Raw genomic sequence first — 15,086 nt, forward strand, 5'->3', positions numbered from 1 at the left:
GACAACCATCCTCTCCACAAGGCTGCTTCGTACCTGTCTAGCTCTTTGTGCCGCACGAGTCTGCACCGCGCGGGCGATGACATGAGATCTCAAAGTCTGTCGAGTAGATCTTTGAGAGTTCATGAAGTTGCACCAGCATCGGCGGTGATGTCATCACGTCCTGGCCACGGGGTGGGGTCAACGCAGAGCGGCGTAGTCGACCGCTCTGAGCGGCTCGGCCGTCAGCGCACCGTCCGCCAGCAAGGCCTCGACCGGCAGGCCGTCGCGAGCCAGACGTACTTCCGACACCGGGCTCAAAGCCGTGACGGACAAGACGATCTGACCAACAACGAGCACATTCTCGGCCGCGGACTTCCCGTCGGTGTCACCGCTCAACTCCAGCGTCACCCGAGGCGGCTCGAGGGAGAGAACCCGAATCTGCAACTCAGCCGGGAGCGCGGTCGAGATGCCTTTCGTCTGTTCGTCGTCGGTCGGGCCTGCGATCAGCGCCGACAGCACCGCTCCGAGACGATCCTCCAAAGAGCCGGCTCGCACGTCTCGAACAGAACCCACCAACCTGTCCGCGCGGACGAACTGCACCAACGTCTTCGGGCTGCTCGGATCGACTGTGGTCGGCGGCCCGGGCCGCGCGGTCGCCTCGGGCCGCAACTGGGAGGGGACGATCTCCGGCCGCACCTCCACCGGATCGTCCTGCACCGGGACCCCGCAACCCGCCAGGACCAGCGCTGCTGCCACAGCCAGAGCCGCCTTCCTCATGACGTCACCGCCGGCAACCGTACGACGAATCGCGCGCCGCCCCGCGGGGCCACCGCGCACCAGGCGGCGCCACCATGAGCGCCGGCCGCCTCCGCCACCAGCGACAGCCCCAAACCGGTCCCGGAAGACGAGCCCCGTCCGTTCGAGCCGGTAGCGAACCGGTGGAAGATCCGTTCCCGCTCCTCCGGCGCGACGCCCTGGCCCGCGTCGTCCACGGCGATGATCACGTCGGTCCCGGTTCGGCTGACGTCGACCGCCACCAGACCGCCACCGTGGCGATCGGCGTTCTCGAACAGATTACGAAACATTCGGCCGATCCGTGGTTTGTCGCCGACCACCCGTACCCCGGTCACACCACCGACCTGCACCGACTCGGCACCGGCTTCGGTCAGCACATGGCGGAGAAGTTGGTCGAGGTCGATCACCTCGCCGCAGCCGTCGTCCAGCCCGGCATCGGAGCGGGCGAGTTCCAGCAGGTTGTCCAGCAGACCCCGGAACCTGTCGAGGTCGGCCGTCACCAGATCCAGGGCCTGCCGCGATCTCGGATGAAGATCCTCACGGCGTGAGTTCAGCAGATCGACGCTGCCCACCAACGTGGTCAGCGGAGAACGCAACTCGTGACTGACATCGGCCGCCAGCCGGGCGTCCCGTTCGATCCTCCGCTGCAACGTGTCGACCATACTGTTGAAAGAGGCAACTATTGTCGCGAGATCCGGATCCAGGGTGGCCGGCAGCCGGGAGTCGAGTTGGCCTCCGGCGATCGCCGCGGTGGTGATCGCCACTCGATTGAGCGGAGTGATCACCGACCGACTGGCCCAGGCTCCGAGTCCCGCGCCGGCGGCCGTCGCCAGTGCTGCCCCACCCAGCATGATCCCGCTCAGCAGACGCAAGATCCCGTCCAGCTCCTCCAAAGGAGCGATCACGTAGAGCTCGGCACCCACTCCCGGCAGCGGCACACCTACAGCGAGAGCGGGACCGTCGGTGCCTTGGAAACGCTGGGTCGCCGACCGGCCGCCGGTGACCAGCGGCTGCATCCTCGAAGGCACGATCTCTCGTCCTTCGTTCAGCGCCGACGAGTACCACTGCCCACTCCAGTGCAGAACGATCGTCGACTCGGCAGAAGGACCGGCGGCCGTGAGGATCGCCGAGACATCGGCTCCCGCGGTCTCCAGTCGGCGCTGGACGAACATCGCGTCCGCGAAGGTCTGATCACGTACCGCGCGTTCTCGCTGGGCCAGCAGATAACCCCGCGCCAGTACATAGGTGCTGGCGGCGAACACTGCCGACACCAGCAAGGCAACGAGCCCGAAAGCGGCGATCAGCCGATGCCGCAGGCCCAGCGGCCGGAGCGCCGTGAACTTCACTGCGGGTCCAGGCGGTAGCCCATGCCGCGAACCGTTACCACCACTGCGGGTTCAGCCGGGTCACGCTCGATCTTGGTGCGCAACCGGCGTACGTGGACGTCGACGATCCTCTCGTCACCGTAGAACCCGTGCTCCCAGACCGAGGCCAGCAGCGTCTGGCGACTCATGACCCGTCCGGGCACCTGTGCCAACTCCGAGAGCAGCCGGAACTCCGTCATCGTCAACGGCAGATCCGCACCACGCAGGACGACCGCACCACGATCCCTCGACAAGATCATCGTCCGGTCGGGATCGGAGTCGAGCACGATGTCCGGCTCAGCAGGCTCGGATCCCGTCCGAAGACGCCGCCGCAGCGCCCGAAGCCGCGCCGTGATCTCCTTCACCTGAAAGGGCTTCGTCACGTAGTCGTCGGCGCCGGCCTCCAGCCCCGCAACGATGTCATGGGTGTCGACGCGCGCGCTCACGATCACGATCGGGATGTCGCTCAGCTTGCGCACCTCACGAATGCAGGTGTATCCGTCCACTTCGCCCAGCATCAGATCGACGATCATCAGATCCGGCAGCTCCGCCTGGACCTGTTCGAGGGCGTCCTGGGTGTCCACGGCCTCCCGCACCAGGTAGCCCTCATCCTCCAGTGCCAGCCGGAGCACCGCTCTGATTCTGTCGTCGTCTTCCACGACCAACACTCGCAGCACCATGACGCCATCGTCGCAACCGAGCATGGCAAATCGGTCCCCAGGACGCCGAAGTCACGCGATCGTAAAGCCGATCCTCGACCGATCTCAAACTGCGACCACGAAGCTGTACCGGCCAGCACCAGACGAAAGCAAAGGGCCGTACCGATGACAGCACCGACCTACAGTTCCGCAGTCCAGAAGGCGATCGTGACTCTGTCCGAGAGCGATCTGGACGACGGTCTCACCGGTCTGCGCTGGCGATTGCGCGGCCTGGTGATGGAAGGAGCGAGCCTGGTCGTGATCGATGTCTCCGAACTCGGTCAGATCTCGTCGAGCCTGTTGGCGGCGCTGCTCGACACCCATCGGGTCTGCCGTCAGCGTGGAGGCGGAGTAGTCGTGCGGCACGCCTCCCGGAAGATGGCCGACAGATTGCATCGCACCGGCCTGGACCGGATCTTCGAAGTCGAGTCCACCGCGTGACGGACAACCCCAGGACGACCTGTCGTCTGTTCCGCCGCCGTCCTGATCCGACGAACCTTCCGCATCGACGGCGACCGCAGGAGTCCGCCGCGTCCGCGGTTGCCTGCAGACGCGACCAGACCATCCGGAACCGCCCGCGGCCGCGGGCCCCGGAGGCGGCGCCGGGCGCCGGCTTCGTCGACGTGACGATCGTGGACTTCGCCGCCCACACGGCCTACCTCGAACCGTTCTCCGGGACCGGCTTTCTGGTCTTGCCGCCGCCGGACGTCGATGTGCCGCCACCGGACGACTTGCCCGTCGAGATCGCCGCAGCGGATCCCGACAGCCATCAGTACGTCGACGGGCTCTCGTTGCTTACCGCCGACTGGATCTTCGCCCTGAGCGAGCTGGACCAACTCGGCTGGATCCTGCTCGACGACGACGACGGCCGCCTGGAGTCCGCCGGCCGAACCAGCGACGGCCGCGTCGCGGTCTGCCTGTACGGCGACTCCCCCATCATCGAGGAGCCCAGCCGTCGTGACCTCCGCCGTGCACTGGCCGCGCTACGCATCGCTGCCGGGCTGACCAGCGAAGAGCGTTGGCCGCCGTACGAGTGAGCATCGTCGTCGCCTCGGCCCACGGCAGGGTGTCGGCGCGGTGGCCGCGCAGAAGCTGGAAGCGCGTTCATGGCTGGGCAACTTGTCGCCCGGAGTGGACGGTGTGGATGACGATCTTGCCGTCGGTCACCACGAACGACTCTGCACCGTACGGCCCGTGGTGCGCGCTCCATCGGAGAAAGCCGAACTCGTTCTCGATCTCGAGATGCGTGCCAGTCCATTCATCATTTCCGTGATACCGGTGGAGGACATCGGCCAGCCGGCGTACGCCGTCATGTCCTCGATGCATTCCCCGGTCCGAAAGCAGAACGACATCAGGGTGGTAGTTCTCCTCCAGGTCTGCTGTCAGTCGACCCGCGGCGCGGTGGTGCAGATGAGAACGCAGTACCTCGCCCGTACTGCGCTCGGTCGCACCGTCGGTCCGCGGTATCAACCCGGTCAAGGCGGATCGGTCGGACATCTTGGCCCGCTGCACGACGTTCAGACTGCCGTCGGTCTCCAACACCACCGCGCCGGCACCGGACAGACTGCCGAGCCCCGCTCCCCGAACCGCCTGGCGAACCTGGCCGGGGGTAATCCTTTCGCGGGCCATCACGTCCTCGAGCAGTTCACCGTCCAGCAACACCACGCTTCCCGCCGCGTTGACGACGCCCCGGCTAGTGGGCAGGTGAGTCACAGTCCAACTGAGCGCGAACTGGAGTAACGCGAGCAGCATCAGCGCCGAGGCGCCCTCGACGAAAGACACGTCCTCGCTGAGCAGGATCGTCGCGAGGGTCGATCCGAGGGCAACAGTCACGACGAAGTCGAACGCGTTCAGCTTGCTCAGAGTCCGCTTGCCCGCCAAGCGAAGAACGACCACCAGCGTCACGTACGCCGTCGCGCCGACCAGCGCTATCCGCACAGGCCCAAACCACGAGTCGAACCACATGACAGAACTCAGCCGAGGACGGCGGACAGTTCCTTGCACGCCTGCGTGCGGGGCCGGCACGCTTCGACGTACGCGACGAGCCAGAGCCGATCGATCCCGCCCGGATCCATCCGGTACGTCCGAACCATGCCCTGAACGGAACTCATCAGCGATCTCCCTTCCACCGGCTGCACATCGACACGTTCGACTCCGTGGACGGGTACCCCGGCGCGCCGGCTGTTAACGGCGGTCGACATTGAGATCGCGTGACGAGTTCGCCGGTCAGGTGTGCACGTTGATGGTGCCGGATACAGGAAAGCGATGCCGGCCGTCCGCAACGGAGGAATTCCGCCATGCCCGACAACAGCCGAGACAACGATTCCGTCACCCTGGTACAGCACTTGGCCCGGTGGATCAGCGGTGCGCTGATAGCCCTGGGCCTCTTCGGATTCGTGCCAGGCTTGACGACTCACGTGTCAGGTTTGTCCTGGGCGGGCCGAGGGTCTACCGCCTCCCTGTTTGATCTGATCCAGGTGTCGGTGCTGCACAACGTTGTTCATCTGGCGGTCGGAGCCGGCGCTCTTGCTACCGCCCGCCGCCCACCCGCAGCACGCAGACTCCTGGCTGCCGGCGGCCTGCTGTATTCGGGGCTGGCCGTCTACGGCTGGGCGCTGAACCGCGGATGGGCGAGCTGGAACTTCCTGCCGTTCAACGAAGCCGGCAGTTGGCTGCATCTCCTGCTGGCGCTGGTGCTCGTGATGTCCGCGGCCGGCGCTCCCGGCCTGAGCTACACCGAACTGAGAGATCATCGCCGGGGAACGGGCAGCTGAATCAAGCCGCGAGACGATCGACCGACTGTCCTGATTCAGCGTCCTGGGCGAGGGACACGGCGGACCATCAGCGATCACGCCGCCCTACGGCCGGACGCAGCGCAGACCGGCGATGGTGTCCGCCATGACTCTCGATCTCGAAGACTTTGTCGAGGCTCGTACGCCGCAACAGCTCGGTGACCTGGTGATTCGCGTGCCGGACCACCACTCCGCCACCGCGACGCCGACAGGCGCGGTGAGTGTCCAGCAACCCCGCCAACAGCTGAGGAGAGATCTGGTCAACCTCCGACAGGTCGACGACAACCAGGTAGGTGCCGTCCATCACCAGATCGCGCAACTGCCACCGCAGCCCGGCCATACCTCGGGCCAGCAGCGCATCGGTCACGGTCACGATCGCCTTCGACGGGAGCGGGCTGTGCAGGACGTTCGACATGAGGTACCTCCGAGCTGATCGACCTGTTCTCCAAGCCTCTCCAACCGACATTGAGACCGGTCGAGCCCCTCCGTGAAGATCGGATGACGCAACGCCCCTGGACGCTCGGCCGCACCTGCGTTGCGGTTTGAACGCCCTGCGGTAGCGAGCGGGAGAGCATGCCGCAGGGGCGTCTACGAAGCGGTTTACGGTTCGGTACGGATTCGCTTCGAGGAGTGCAGGTCGAGGTGTTCCTGCAGTTTGTCGGCGAAGTTGACGGCGACGTCGAGCTGTTCGCGCAGTGCGTCGATGCGCTGGCCTGCGGCCTCGCGGTACATCGTCAGCCGGTCCAGGAGGGCGTCCCGGTCGGCCGGCGTGGCGTCGGCAGACAGGCCGTCGAGCAGGTCGAGGACATCGGCCATTTCCTCAAGGGTGAACCCGAGCGGCTTCATCCGCCGGATCAGCAGCAGGCGCTGCACATCGGCTTCGGTGTAGAGCCGGAACCCGCCTTTGCTGCGCGCTGACGGCGGGACGAGTCCGACTTCTTCGTAGTGGCGGATCGTGCGCAGGCTGAGCTTGACCCTCTCGGCGACCTCGCCGATCTGCATGTGCTCACCCATCACTGTCGCTCCCTGCCTCCACCCAACGACCGGCCAGATGCCACGGTAGGTGTCGTCGGTCCGGGACCGATAATGGAACCTGACCCCAACTCTACCCTTACGTTCGGGTAGAGTTCGTGTCTTGAGGCGTTCCTAGTGCTCCTCACCGCCTCCTCCCATTCCTGTGACGCGACTTCCTCGTGCTGCCGCCGGCGCAATGACGCGCCGTGCTTGCCCGCCGCGAGGTGCGCCCGTACCGCTTGTCTGAAGACCGTATGACCTCGCTGGCGCCTGAGTCAGCCACGCCTGAACCTGCCCACTCGCCTGTGCTGGACGAGGCCGACATCACGCCGGTCCGTGCTGCGCTGCGATCCCCGCGGCGGCTGCGGACCGAAGTCCTAGCCGGCTTGGTGGTTGCGCTCGCACTGATCCCGGAGGCAATCAGCTTCTCGATCATCGCCGGCGTCGACCCCCGCGTCGGCCTGTTCGCCTCATTCATCATGGCCGTCTCGATCTCGTTCCTCGGCGGCCGCCCCGCGATGATCTCCGCAGCCACCGGTGCGATCGCACTCGTGATCGCACCGGTGATGCGCGACCACGGCTTCGACTACTTCATCGCCACCGTCATCCTCGCCGGAATCCTGCAGATCGTCCTCGGCGTTCTGGGGGTCGCACGGCTGATGCGGTTCATCCCGCACTCGGTCATGGTCGGCTTCGTCAAACGCGCTGGCCATTCTGATTTTCCTGGCCCAGCTGCCACACCTGATCGACGTGCCCTGCCTGGTCTACCCGCTGGTCGCGGGTGGCGTCGCGGTGATGGTCTTCCTGCCCAGGCTCTCCAAGGCGGTCCCGGCACCACTGATCGCGATTCTCGGCGTCACCCTGGCCGTCGTGCTGACCCGTGTCACCGTGCCGACCGTGGGCGACGAGGGCCAATTGCCTGACAGTCTGCCGTCGCTGTTCTGGCCCGATGTCCCGCTGAGCTTCGAGACGCTGCGGATCATCACGCCGTACGCCGTCGCGATGGCGCTCGTCGGTCTGCTGGAGTCGTTGATGACCGCCAAGCTCGTTGACGACGTCACCGACACCCGCTCGGGCAAGACCCGCGAGGCCTGGGGACAGGGCGTCTCGAACGTGATCACCGGGTTCTTCGGCGGGATGGGCGGCTGCGCCATGATCGGCCAGACGATGATCAACGTGAAGGCCTCCGGCGCCCGGACCCGGATCTCGACCTTCCTGGCCGGAGTGTTCCTGCTGATCCTCGTGGTCGGCCTCGGCGACCTGGTCGGCGACATCCCCATGGCTGCACTCGTCGCGGTGATGATCATGGTCTCGGTCGGCACCCTGGACTGGCACAGCATCCACCCCAAGACGCTGCGCCGGATGCCGCGCAGCGAAACCCTCGTCATGCTGTCCACCGTCGCGGTCGTCGTCATCACTCACAACCTCGCCATCGGTGTCATCGTCGGCGTGATCGTGGCCATGGTGGCCTTCGCCCGCCGCGTCGCACACTTCACCACCGTCAAGGACGTCGCCCACCCCGACGCAGACACCAAGGTCTACGCGGTCACCGGTGAGCTGTTCTTCGCCTCCAGCAACGATCTGGTCTATCAGTTCGACTACCGCGGTGATCCGGCCAACGTGGTCATCGACATGACCGACTCGCACATCTGGGACGCCTCCACCGTCGCCACCCTCGACGCGATCACCACCAAGTACGCCCGCTACGGCAAAACCGTCGAGATCGTCGGCCTCAACCGTGACTGTTGCCAAGGACAACGGCTGCGTCCCGGACTTTCTCGGCGACCTGCTGGCGCTCAGTCGGCTCACCGGCCGGCCCGGCGGCCTGCTGGACGGTCGGCGGATCGTCACCTTCAGTTGCTGATGCGACAGCGGTGCTGATCGCTGCGCCGGCCAGCAAACCACCGGCAGTCACGGTAGCCAGGAATGCCCGGCTGTACGTCGTACGGAATCGGACCATGGTTGTCACACCTCGGGGTGGAGGACGGGGCGGAGTCGCTCTGAAACAGCAAGGTAGCGGGCTGCCAACCAGGGTCAAGAGGACCTCGTAGGCCATCACATGTTCAGTGAATGGACTCGACCAGTGGCTACCGTGATCGAGCGGTAAACACGGCGAACAGTGCAGCCGGAACGGACTGTTCTGGGTATTGAGCTTGTCCAGCGATCAAGGGATTCGATCACCGAAAGTAACAGACCAGATGATCGGTTATACCGACCAACTGATACAGTCACTGTCATGAACGCATCTTCTCGAGCGCGCGCCGGACGCCGTGAGTGGCTGGCCCTCGTTGTCCTCACGCTCGCCGTCCTGCTGCTCGCGGTGGACGGCACGGTGCTCGCCCTCGCCGTCCCCGCGATCACAGCCGATCTGAAACCGACAGCGGTGCAGGTGCTGTGGGCCGGCGACATCTACTCGCTGGTCCTGGCCGGCCTACTGGTGACGATGGGCAACGTCGCAGACCGAGTCGGCCGCAAGAGGCTGCTGCTGATCGGTTCTGTCGGGTTCGGCATCGCGTCCGTACTCGCCGCGTTCGCACCGAATCCCGAGATGCTGATCCTCGCGCGAGTTCTGCTGGGCCTGTTCGGCGCAACGATCATGCCGTCGACGCTGTCGATCTTGCGGAACCTGTTCGAGGACCCTCAGCAGCGGGCGAAGGCAATCGCCGTGTGGTCGGCAGGAGCAACCGGTGGCGCGGCGGTAGGCCCCCTGGTAGGTGGAGCGCTGCTGGAGAACTTCTGGTGGGGGTCGGTGTTCCTCATCAACGTGCCGGTGATGGTGCTGGTCGTGGTCGGCGGCCTGGTGCTGCTGCCGGAGTCGAAGAACCCCGCAGGCAAGTCCATCGACGTGACCTCGGCGGTGCTGTCGGTGCTGACCATCGTCCCGGTGGTGTACGCGATCAAGCACCTTGCCGGTCACGGCTTCGACCTGTCCGTCGCAGCTTCCGCGGTGGTCGGCATCGGCGCCGGCGTCTTGTTTACAAGCCGGCAGCGCCGGCTCGACAATCCACTGGTGGACGTCTCGTTGTTCCGTGTCCCCGCGTTCGCCGGAGCGGTCGCGGCCCAGACCATCGCGGTCTTCGGCTTCATCGGGCTGTTGTTCTTCTTCTCGCAGTACCTGCAACTCGTGCGCGGGCTCGGACCCCTGCACGCGGGACTGGTCGAACTGCCCGCCACCCTCGCGTCAATCGCCGTGATTGCGATCGCCGGCACCGCCCTGACCGTGCTGGGCCGTGGCCGCGCTATCGCAATCTCGATGATCGTGTCCGCGGCCGGTCTTGCGCTGCTGGCCGTAGCCGAGGCCGCGCCCGGCTACTGGCTGCTGTGCGCTGCGCTGGCGATCTGTGGTCTTGGCGCCGGGGTGAGCATGACGCTGTCCACCGACGCCGTCGTCGGCGCCGTACCGAAAGAACGAGCCGGCGCCGCCTCTTCGGTGTCCGAAACCGCCTACGAACTCGGAGTCGCCCTCGGCATCGCAGTGCTCGGATCACTGCACATCGCCCTCTACCGAGCCAACCTCGACCTGCCCGCCGGGCTACCCGAACAGGCTCGCGCCGCATTCGACGAGTCACTCGCCACGGGCATCGGCTACGCGGCCCAGGCCGGCGAGGAGCTGGCTGCGGTCACCCGCGCAGGTCAGCACGCCTTCGTCGAAGGTATGCAGGCAACCTCACTGATCGCCGCCGTGCTCCTGCTGACCGCCGCCGCCGTCGCCTGGCGTGTAATCCCGTCGACCAAAGAACAGGAAGCCGTGCATGACCGACATTCCTGAACGTCCCGCAACCCGCGACCGCGAGCGCACCCGGCAAGCCATCATCACCGCCGCCGGACAACTCCTGCAGACACGCGGAATGAGGTTCAGCCTCGCCGATGTCGCCACCGCCGCCCAAGTCTCCAAAAGCGGCCTGCTGCACCACTTCCCCAACCGAGACGCCTTGCTCGTAGCAGTGGTCGACCACGCCATCACCACCTTCCGAAGCGAGGTCATGCAACACACCGACATCGCCGAGAACCGCTCCGGCAAACTCCTGCGCGGCTACGTCCGCGCCCTGTGCGGCGGTAGCCAAGACGCGATCCAGACCTTCGCCCTCTTCGCCTACTCGGCCGGCATCGAGGAGATCGCCGACGTCGCCGAACTGGTGCGCGCCGACGCCGAATGGTGGCGCGAAGCCCTCCGCAAAGACGGACTGCCGCCAGCCCGCTCCCACGCAATCCGGTTCGCCGCCGAAGGAGTCGCCGGCGCGCTCGCTACGGGCACCATCTACATCACCGACGACGAACTCGCCATGACCCGCACCGAACTACTCGGCCTCGCCGAATCCTGACCCGCCAGACACAGCGATCCACACAAGCCCCACTCCAGCCGCCGCGGCAACCTCGAACCAGGGGCTGAAGGCAACAACGCCCGGGAGCCACGGGACTGCTCGAGTCATTGCCGGACCGTCCGCTCAACTACCGCCCGACCGACATCGACAAGACCTGGGTGCGCGAAAGTCATCGCCATCCTGTCGGACACGAGCATCCCGGGCCGCCTCAGGCTCATGACCTGTTCGCACGTGCGGAGGCTGTTGTTCGGGACTACGCATTCACTCCACCCAACATCATTCGCGCCTTCTACAGCCGCAGCGGTAGCCGAGAAGACCTGAACGGCCCCGACAGAAACCGCGGACGTCCAAATTACCGGTGTCCGCGTCGTCACGAGGTGCGACCGGCCCCGGTTCGCCGACGCCGGCAGGATCGAGGCCTACGCCGGATCCGCACCGATCGCCCGCGCGTCCGGCCGGTTGATCTCAATTTACCGCCGGCCCGTCCCCTTGATCCGGATCTGCTGCAGCGCAGTAGCAGCGGACAGAGCAGGAGGAGCCACTCCGAGTGTCTGGCTGGAAGCCGGTCGGGAGGAGCAATGGCGATGACCAGCGGTCGGCGTACAGCACGGCCGCTGGTCATAGCCTTCAGGTCAACTGCAGGTGTTGGGGCCCATCACGTGATCCGGGCTGCTCCAGCCGCTGCAGCGGTACCTCGTGGAGTGGCCGTACCAGTTGTGGCCGAATTCGTGGGCGGCGAGGAGAGCGGGGTCCCTCGTGTAGCCCAGGTAGAGCGAGATGCGCTGGCCCTGACCCCAGTTGCAGCCGACGACGCGGGTGCCTCCGCAGCCGCTGATGAAGGTGTTCTGGCAGGACACCGGCGTACCGCCGCCTTCGGACAGCCGGCTCCAGGCCGCTGCACCGCTACGGATTGCCGAGGCCCAGGGCCGGCAGGAAGAGGTCAGGTAGTAGGACCGTGCGGTCGGGGTGCTCCAGCCGGCCAGTTTCGGGGCGACCGTACTCGTCGTCTTCTTGGCCAAGTCCTGTGCGGTGATGCCGACACCGAGGCCGGTGCTGGCATCTTGGGATTGCACGGCCTGGTTCGGGCGGGCGGCCTCGACGCTGGCCGAGCGGGGGCTTTCAGACGGGACGCCGGCGTGAGCCACCGGTGCCGCCAGGGGTGTGAGTGCGCCGATCGTGACCAACGCTGCGGTCAACAGCGATCTGGTGATTCGCATGCTTCCTCCTACTGAGGGCGGATTGTTCTTGCTCTCAGCAACGATAGGAACCGGTAGCCGTGGGGGCTAGCCCTTCAAACTTAGGTACGGCGATCCGCCCGCCAACACTGTTTTCTTCCGCTCAGTCAATAGTGTTCGGCCATTCCCAGCACATGCCGATGATGCCGGGCGTGACCTCGAGCTCGGCGATCAGCGCAGTGCCGGAAGCACCGATCCACAGTTCGCGCTGGCTGACTTGGTCGCCGGCATTCGTTCGCCGGCCGTAGCGAAGACATCGGGCGGGGACAGCTCGCGGGTCGAACTGGACCTGTAGTACGTATTCGTGTCTCGGTGAGGAGAACAGGTGTTCGTACCTCAGCAGCATCGGACGCGGTGACATGTTCCAGCTGTACTTCAGGAGCGCTGGATCACCGGCGTTCAGGACCCGGTCGAGAATGAGTTCACCCGCGACCATTCCGATCTTCTGGTCGACCGAGACCCGGCCGACGCGGCAGTACTTCGAACCGGTCAGGGTCGGCGGGATCGCGGGCTCGGGGCCGTCTGCTTTGTACACGACCCCGCACTGCGAGACCCCGTCCACGTTGGCCCGCACCAACTGCCGGACCTGGATCGACTTGGTTCGCCGCGAGCTGTCGATTTCGATCCTGACCTGGGTGCTGAGCCGGCTCAGGGTGCCGCAGGGTGGCGCGCCGACCTCTTTCAATGCCTGGAGGGGGCGGGTGTCGTCGAACAAGGTGCTGAGACTGAGGTTTCCCGGCACGTGGCCGATCCAGCGCCCACGGCCGCGGCGAGGTCCGAGCAGCGAGATCAGCGAGTCGGCCGGAACGGACAGTAGTTCTTCCAGCAGATGCACGGCACGGAGTGACTCCGCCCGCTCAGGCCGGCTGCGGCCACGACGCCAGTGATTCAGCGCCGTCGCGCTGAGCTGGACGCCACGCCCCGCCAGCCACTCCTGGATCTGGTCGAGGGACATCCCGCTGACCTCGATGGCCAAGTGCAGGGCCGCCGGGAACGGCCCCGCCCGTAGCGCCTGTTGCAGGTCCTGCCGCGCCAGTTCGCCACCTGCCTGCGTATCCATCGCGTTCATGGTCCACTCCGTTCGGAACTCATGTCACCAGCTCATCGAAGTGCCTGGTGAGATCACGGGCCGGCTATCGAACGCGGCCTCGAGCGAACTCGACTCATGCTCGACGCCCGCTCGGTTACTGGTGCTGGCCGCGCCGACGGCAGGGGTTACGGCCTGGACGGCCGCGTCACGATCTCCCGCTCCGGCCAGGCAGTCGGCGTACCGAACCAGGAGGAAAAGCCTCGTTGGTTGCTGGGCCGTGGGCAGGTTCGTCAGAGCAGCGAGTCCTTCGCGCAGCCGCCAGCTGCGCAAGCGCTCCGAGAAGCCCGTTCGGGTCGGCGTCGAGCAGACCGATGCCCGGTCGGCGGATTCTTCGGGCTGCTGGATCACCGCTCACCCTCCTGTCGGGTTAACGTTTATGTGACGCCCATTGTTGTGCGCTATGGGCGGCTCACGTCAAGCTTCTCGCAAACGGCAGCGCAATGAGCTGACCGACCGATTCCCTGACTTCGCCGCGGCCGCCGCGGCGCAACTGCCCGACGGCGTCGTCCGCTGACCAAGGTGTGACCGATCGTCGTGGTCGAGGTCAGCACCGAATGCCGCGATTCAGGCCGGCCAACGGCGTCACCGGCTCCGCATGGTCAGGTATCGAGCGGGGTTGCAGCCGGCAGGCGTTCCGATACTGTGTGCAACCGCGGGGAGTGCGGCCGCACGTAAGTTTTGCAGTCGTGAGACTCCAGGGCGGCTAGTGGTCGTCTTGGTCGCGGGTGAAGGCCGACTCGTCGAACCACAGGCCGGGATCGGTACGGCGTGCTAGTTCGTCCAGGGCGGCGCCGGAGCCGTGGAACATCTGCGGGGCGACCGGGATCGCGCAGCCGTTGATGACGCCAAAGGCTGACGCGAGCTCTCTGTCGGTGGTGGCGAGGCTCTCCTCAAGACGAGCCACGGCCAGGGTCAACTCTTCCTCGCTGGGCCCATGGGCAGCGAGATCGGTCAGTGCCTCTGCCACCGCCCGCGCTACTGCTTCCTCAGTGCCTTCGCGAGCTTCGGCAGAGATGACGAAGTCTGTGCCCACGGCCCGCCTTCCAGCCAGGCCAACCCCGGGCCGGCAGCTCCGTACCGGGCGAACAGCAGGAACGCGGCCAACGGATGCGCGGCCCAGCCGTCCTCCGCAGCCAGTACCCCGGCCTCCACCGCGAGCCGATCCACCGGCCAGATCGACAGGCGCTCGGAGCCGCTGACGACGGTCCCCGTCCGGTTCGATCTATGCAATGACGAACTGCGGGTGGTGCTCCTGCTCCCAGGTCGCTGCGATCTGGGTAGCCTCGGGTGTGGTGAGCGAAACGCCCTGTTGATCAGTCCGGTGTCGACTTGTGGTCCGGAATCAGCCATTCGTACACGTCGGCAAGTGCCATCCGCACCGCCCGCCAATTATCAGGTTCTCAGTTCAGCTTGTATTGAAGTCTATTTCACGGTCAGTGGCCAAAGCAGATCCGGTGGCAATTCCGGATGGGGTGTAGAGATCAGCAGTTGACGAGTGGTGATCTGCAGACCATGGAAGCGCCGCTCCATCGCCTGCGCATAGCGGGTCGCCAACGCAGGGTCGGCGACGTAGGTGGCGATGACGTGCTCACCGAAACAGACGCGCACCACAACTCGCACGTCGGGCGCACGTCTCGGCGACTCGTCTGCTGTCGAATCGGAGCGGGTCTGGGTCACCTCTCGATCATCGTGGCCCGCCGCACCGGAGCGCCATGACAGAAGAGTTTTTTGCGCATCACCCGATTTTTATAGGTAGCCGATACGCATTGAAATGCGGCCGGGCCAGGCGGATTCTTC

At 65.9% G+C, this 15,086-nt stretch carries 20 protein-coding genes; 7 read left to right on the top strand and 13 right to left on the bottom strand.

Annotated elements, in window-relative coordinates:
* Positions 1 to 177: 177 nt before the first annotated feature.
* The 3 genes from OX958_RS25830 to OX958_RS25840 are packed head-to-tail and all read right to left on the bottom strand — an operon-like array spanning position 178 to position 2,818.
* The gene (locus OX958_RS25830; protein ID WP_270132073.1) at positions 178 to 756 is read right to left on the bottom strand and encodes a GerMN domain-containing protein; all 579 of its coding nucleotides are present in this window, start codon (positions 754 to 756) and stop codon (positions 178 to 180) included.
* Positions 753 to 2,120 (bottom strand): sensor histidine kinase, encoded by a 1,368-nt coding sequence (locus OX958_RS25835; protein ID WP_270132075.1) that lies wholly within the window; start codon positions 2,118 to 2,120, stop codon positions 753 to 755. The genes OX958_RS25830 and OX958_RS25835 overlap by 4 nt, the downstream gene beginning before the upstream one ends.
* Entirely contained in the window at positions 2,117 to 2,818 is a 702-nt protein-coding gene (locus OX958_RS25840) for a response regulator transcription factor (protein WP_270132078.1), read from the bottom strand. The genes OX958_RS25835 and OX958_RS25840 overlap by 4 nt, the downstream gene beginning before the upstream one ends.
* 144 nt (positions 2,819 to 2,962) lie before the next feature.
* Between OX958_RS25840 and OX958_RS25845 the strand changes: the two genes are divergently transcribed.
* Positions 2,963 to 3,277 carry an STAS domain-containing protein gene (locus OX958_RS25845; protein ID WP_270132080.1) on the top strand — a complete coding sequence of 105 codons (315 nt, stop codon included), beginning with the start codon at positions 2,963 to 2,965 and terminating at the stop codon, positions 3,275 to 3,277.
* The gene (locus OX958_RS25850; RefSeq protein ID WP_270132081.1) at positions 3,274 to 3,873 is read left to right on the top strand and encodes a hypothetical protein; all 600 of its coding nucleotides are present in this window, start codon (positions 3,274 to 3,276) and stop codon (positions 3,871 to 3,873) included. Before OX958_RS25845 ends, OX958_RS25850 begins: the two co-directional genes overlap by 4 nt.
* 67 nt (positions 3,874 to 3,940) lie before the next feature.
* Here OX958_RS25850 and OX958_RS25855 read toward each other — a convergent pair whose 3' ends face one another.
* On the bottom strand, positions 3,941 to 4,774 hold the full coding sequence (locus OX958_RS25855; protein ID WP_270132083.1) for a YetF domain-containing protein: 834 nt from the start codon (positions 4,772 to 4,774) through the stop codon (positions 3,941 to 3,943).
* A 35-nt stretch (positions 4,775 to 4,809) separates the two neighbouring features.
* Positions 4,810 to 4,947: a hypothetical protein gene (locus OX958_RS25860; RefSeq protein WP_270132086.1), complete on the bottom strand. Its 138-nt coding sequence runs from the start codon at positions 4,945 to 4,947 to the stop codon at positions 4,810 to 4,812.
* A gap of 186 nt (positions 4,948 to 5,133) precedes the next feature.
* Here OX958_RS25860 and OX958_RS25865 point away from each other — a divergent pair, with 186 nt between their 5' ends.
* Positions 5,134 to 5,610 (top strand): DUF4383 domain-containing protein, encoded by a 477-nt coding sequence (locus OX958_RS25865; protein WP_270132088.1) that lies wholly within the window; start codon positions 5,134 to 5,136, stop codon positions 5,608 to 5,610.
* Positions 5,611 to 5,677: 67 nt separating this feature from the next.
* Here OX958_RS25865 and OX958_RS25870 read toward each other — a convergent pair whose 3' ends face one another.
* Together OX958_RS25870 and OX958_RS25875 are read right to left on the bottom strand one after the other, a co-directional pair.
* Positions 5,678 to 6,043, bottom strand: coding sequence for an STAS domain-containing protein (locus OX958_RS25870; RefSeq protein WP_270132090.1), 366 nt, complete (start codon positions 6,041 to 6,043; stop codon positions 5,678 to 5,680).
* A 185-nt stretch (positions 6,044 to 6,228) separates the two neighbouring features.
* Complete coding sequence (locus OX958_RS25875) at positions 6,229 to 6,630, bottom strand: MerR family transcriptional regulator (RefSeq protein ID WP_270132092.1); 402 nt, start codon at positions 6,628 to 6,630, stop codon at positions 6,229 to 6,231.
* 266 nt (positions 6,631 to 6,896) lie between these two features.
* Between OX958_RS25875 and OX958_RS25880 the strand changes: the two genes are divergently transcribed.
* The 4 genes from OX958_RS25880 to OX958_RS25895 all read left to right on the top strand — a co-directional run bounded on the left by OX958_RS25880 (position 6,897) and on the right by OX958_RS25895 (position 10,964).
* Complete coding sequence (locus tag OX958_RS25880) at positions 6,897 to 7,565, top strand: SulP family inorganic anion transporter (RefSeq protein ID WP_270132095.1); 669 nt, start codon at positions 6,897 to 6,899, stop codon at positions 7,563 to 7,565.
* A complete protein-coding gene (locus tag OX958_RS25885; RefSeq protein ID WP_333486521.1) occupies positions 7,504 to 8,523 on the top strand; it encodes a SulP family inorganic anion transporter in 1,020 nt (339 codons plus the stop codon). The genes OX958_RS25880 and OX958_RS25885 overlap by 62 nt, the downstream gene beginning before the upstream one ends.
* A gap of 355 nt (positions 8,524 to 8,878) precedes the next feature.
* Positions 8,879 to 10,411, top strand: a complete 1,533-nt coding sequence (locus OX958_RS25890) for an MFS transporter (protein ID WP_270132097.1) — start codon at positions 8,879 to 8,881, stop codon at positions 10,409 to 10,411.
* The gene (locus OX958_RS25895; RefSeq protein WP_270132100.1) at positions 10,395 to 10,964 is read left to right on the top strand and encodes a TetR/AcrR family transcriptional regulator; all 570 of its coding nucleotides are present in this window, start codon (positions 10,395 to 10,397) and stop codon (positions 10,962 to 10,964) included. Before OX958_RS25890 ends, OX958_RS25895 begins: the two co-directional genes overlap by 17 nt.
* Before the next feature lie 632 nt (positions 10,965 to 11,596).
* Here the strand turns inward: OX958_RS25895 and OX958_RS25900 are convergent.
* From OX958_RS25900 to OX958_RS25925, 6 genes are all read right to left on the bottom strand, one after another.
* Positions 11,597 to 12,181, bottom strand: a complete 585-nt coding sequence (locus OX958_RS25900) for a hypothetical protein (RefSeq protein ID WP_270132101.1) — start codon at positions 12,179 to 12,181, stop codon at positions 11,597 to 11,599.
* A 121-nt stretch (positions 12,182 to 12,302) separates the two neighbouring features.
* Positions 12,303 to 13,268, bottom strand: coding sequence for a hypothetical protein (locus OX958_RS25905; RefSeq protein WP_270132103.1), 966 nt, complete (start codon positions 13,266 to 13,268; stop codon positions 12,303 to 12,305).
* A 24-nt stretch (positions 13,269 to 13,292) separates the two neighbouring features.
* Positions 13,293 to 13,637: a hypothetical protein gene (locus OX958_RS25910; protein ID WP_270132105.1), complete on the bottom strand. Its 345-nt coding sequence runs from the start codon at positions 13,635 to 13,637 to the stop codon at positions 13,293 to 13,295.
* A gap of 355 nt (positions 13,638 to 13,992) precedes the next feature.
* Positions 13,993 to 14,256: a hypothetical protein gene (locus OX958_RS25915; RefSeq protein ID WP_270132107.1), complete on the bottom strand. Its 264-nt coding sequence runs from the start codon at positions 14,254 to 14,256 to the stop codon at positions 13,993 to 13,995.
* Between the two features lie 8 nt (positions 14,257 to 14,264).
* Positions 14,265 to 14,519 carry a hypothetical protein gene (locus tag OX958_RS25920; RefSeq protein ID WP_270132109.1) on the bottom strand — a complete coding sequence of 85 codons (255 nt, stop codon included), beginning with the start codon at positions 14,517 to 14,519 and terminating at the stop codon, positions 14,265 to 14,267.
* Between the two features lie 192 nt (positions 14,520 to 14,711).
* Positions 14,712 to 14,966, bottom strand: a complete 255-nt coding sequence (locus OX958_RS25925) for a hypothetical protein (protein ID WP_270132111.1) — start codon at positions 14,964 to 14,966, stop codon at positions 14,712 to 14,714.
* Between the last annotated feature and the right edge of the window lie 120 nt (positions 14,967 to 15,086).

It is taken from the genome of Kribbella sp. CA-293567 (assembly GCF_027627575.1).
Taxonomy (GTDB): Bacteria; Actinomycetota; Actinomycetes; order Propionibacteriales; family Kribbellaceae; genus Kribbella.

Bases quoted from the DNA above. Each gene is read 5' to 3' on its own strand.
- OX958_RS25830 (WP_270132073.1), bottom strand. From the start codon at position 756: ATGAGGAAGGCGGCTCTGGCTGTGGCAGCAGCGCTGGTCCTGGCGGGT.
- OX958_RS25840 (WP_270132078.1), bottom strand. From the start codon at position 2,818: ATGGTGCTGCGAGTGTTGGTCGTGGAAGACGACGACAGAATCAGAGCG.
- OX958_RS25845 (WP_270132080.1), top strand. From the start codon at position 2,963: ATGACAGCACCGACCTACAGTTCCGCAGTCCAGAAGGCGATCGTGACT.
- OX958_RS25860 (WP_270132086.1), bottom strand. From the start codon at position 4,947: ATGAGTTCCGTTCAGGGCATGGTTCGGACGTACCGGATGGATCCGGGC.
- OX958_RS25865 (WP_270132088.1), top strand. From the start codon at position 5,134: ATGCCCGACAACAGCCGAGACAACGATTCCGTCACCCTGGTACAGCAC.
- OX958_RS25870 (WP_270132090.1), bottom strand. From the start codon at position 6,043: ATGTCGAACGTCCTGCACAGCCCGCTCCCGTCGAAGGCGATCGTGACC.
- OX958_RS25875 (WP_270132092.1), bottom strand. From the start codon at position 6,630: ATGCAGATCGGCGAGGTCGCCGAGAGGGTCAAGCTCAGCCTGCGCACG.
- OX958_RS25880 (WP_270132095.1), top strand. From the start codon at position 6,897: ATGACCTCGCTGGCGCCTGAGTCAGCCACGCCTGAACCTGCCCACTCG.
- OX958_RS25890 (WP_270132097.1), top strand. From the start codon at position 8,879: ATGAACGCATCTTCTCGAGCGCGCGCCGGACGCCGTGAGTGGCTGGCC.
- OX958_RS25895 (WP_270132100.1), top strand. From the start codon at position 10,395: ATGACCGACATTCCTGAACGTCCCGCAACCCGCGACCGCGAGCGCACC.
- OX958_RS25900 (WP_270132101.1), bottom strand. From the start codon at position 12,181: ATGCGAATCACCAGATCGCTGTTGACCGCAGCGTTGGTCACGATCGGC.
- OX958_RS25905 (WP_270132103.1), bottom strand. From the start codon at position 13,268: ATGAACGCGATGGATACGCAGGCAGGTGGCGAACTGGCGCGGCAGGAC.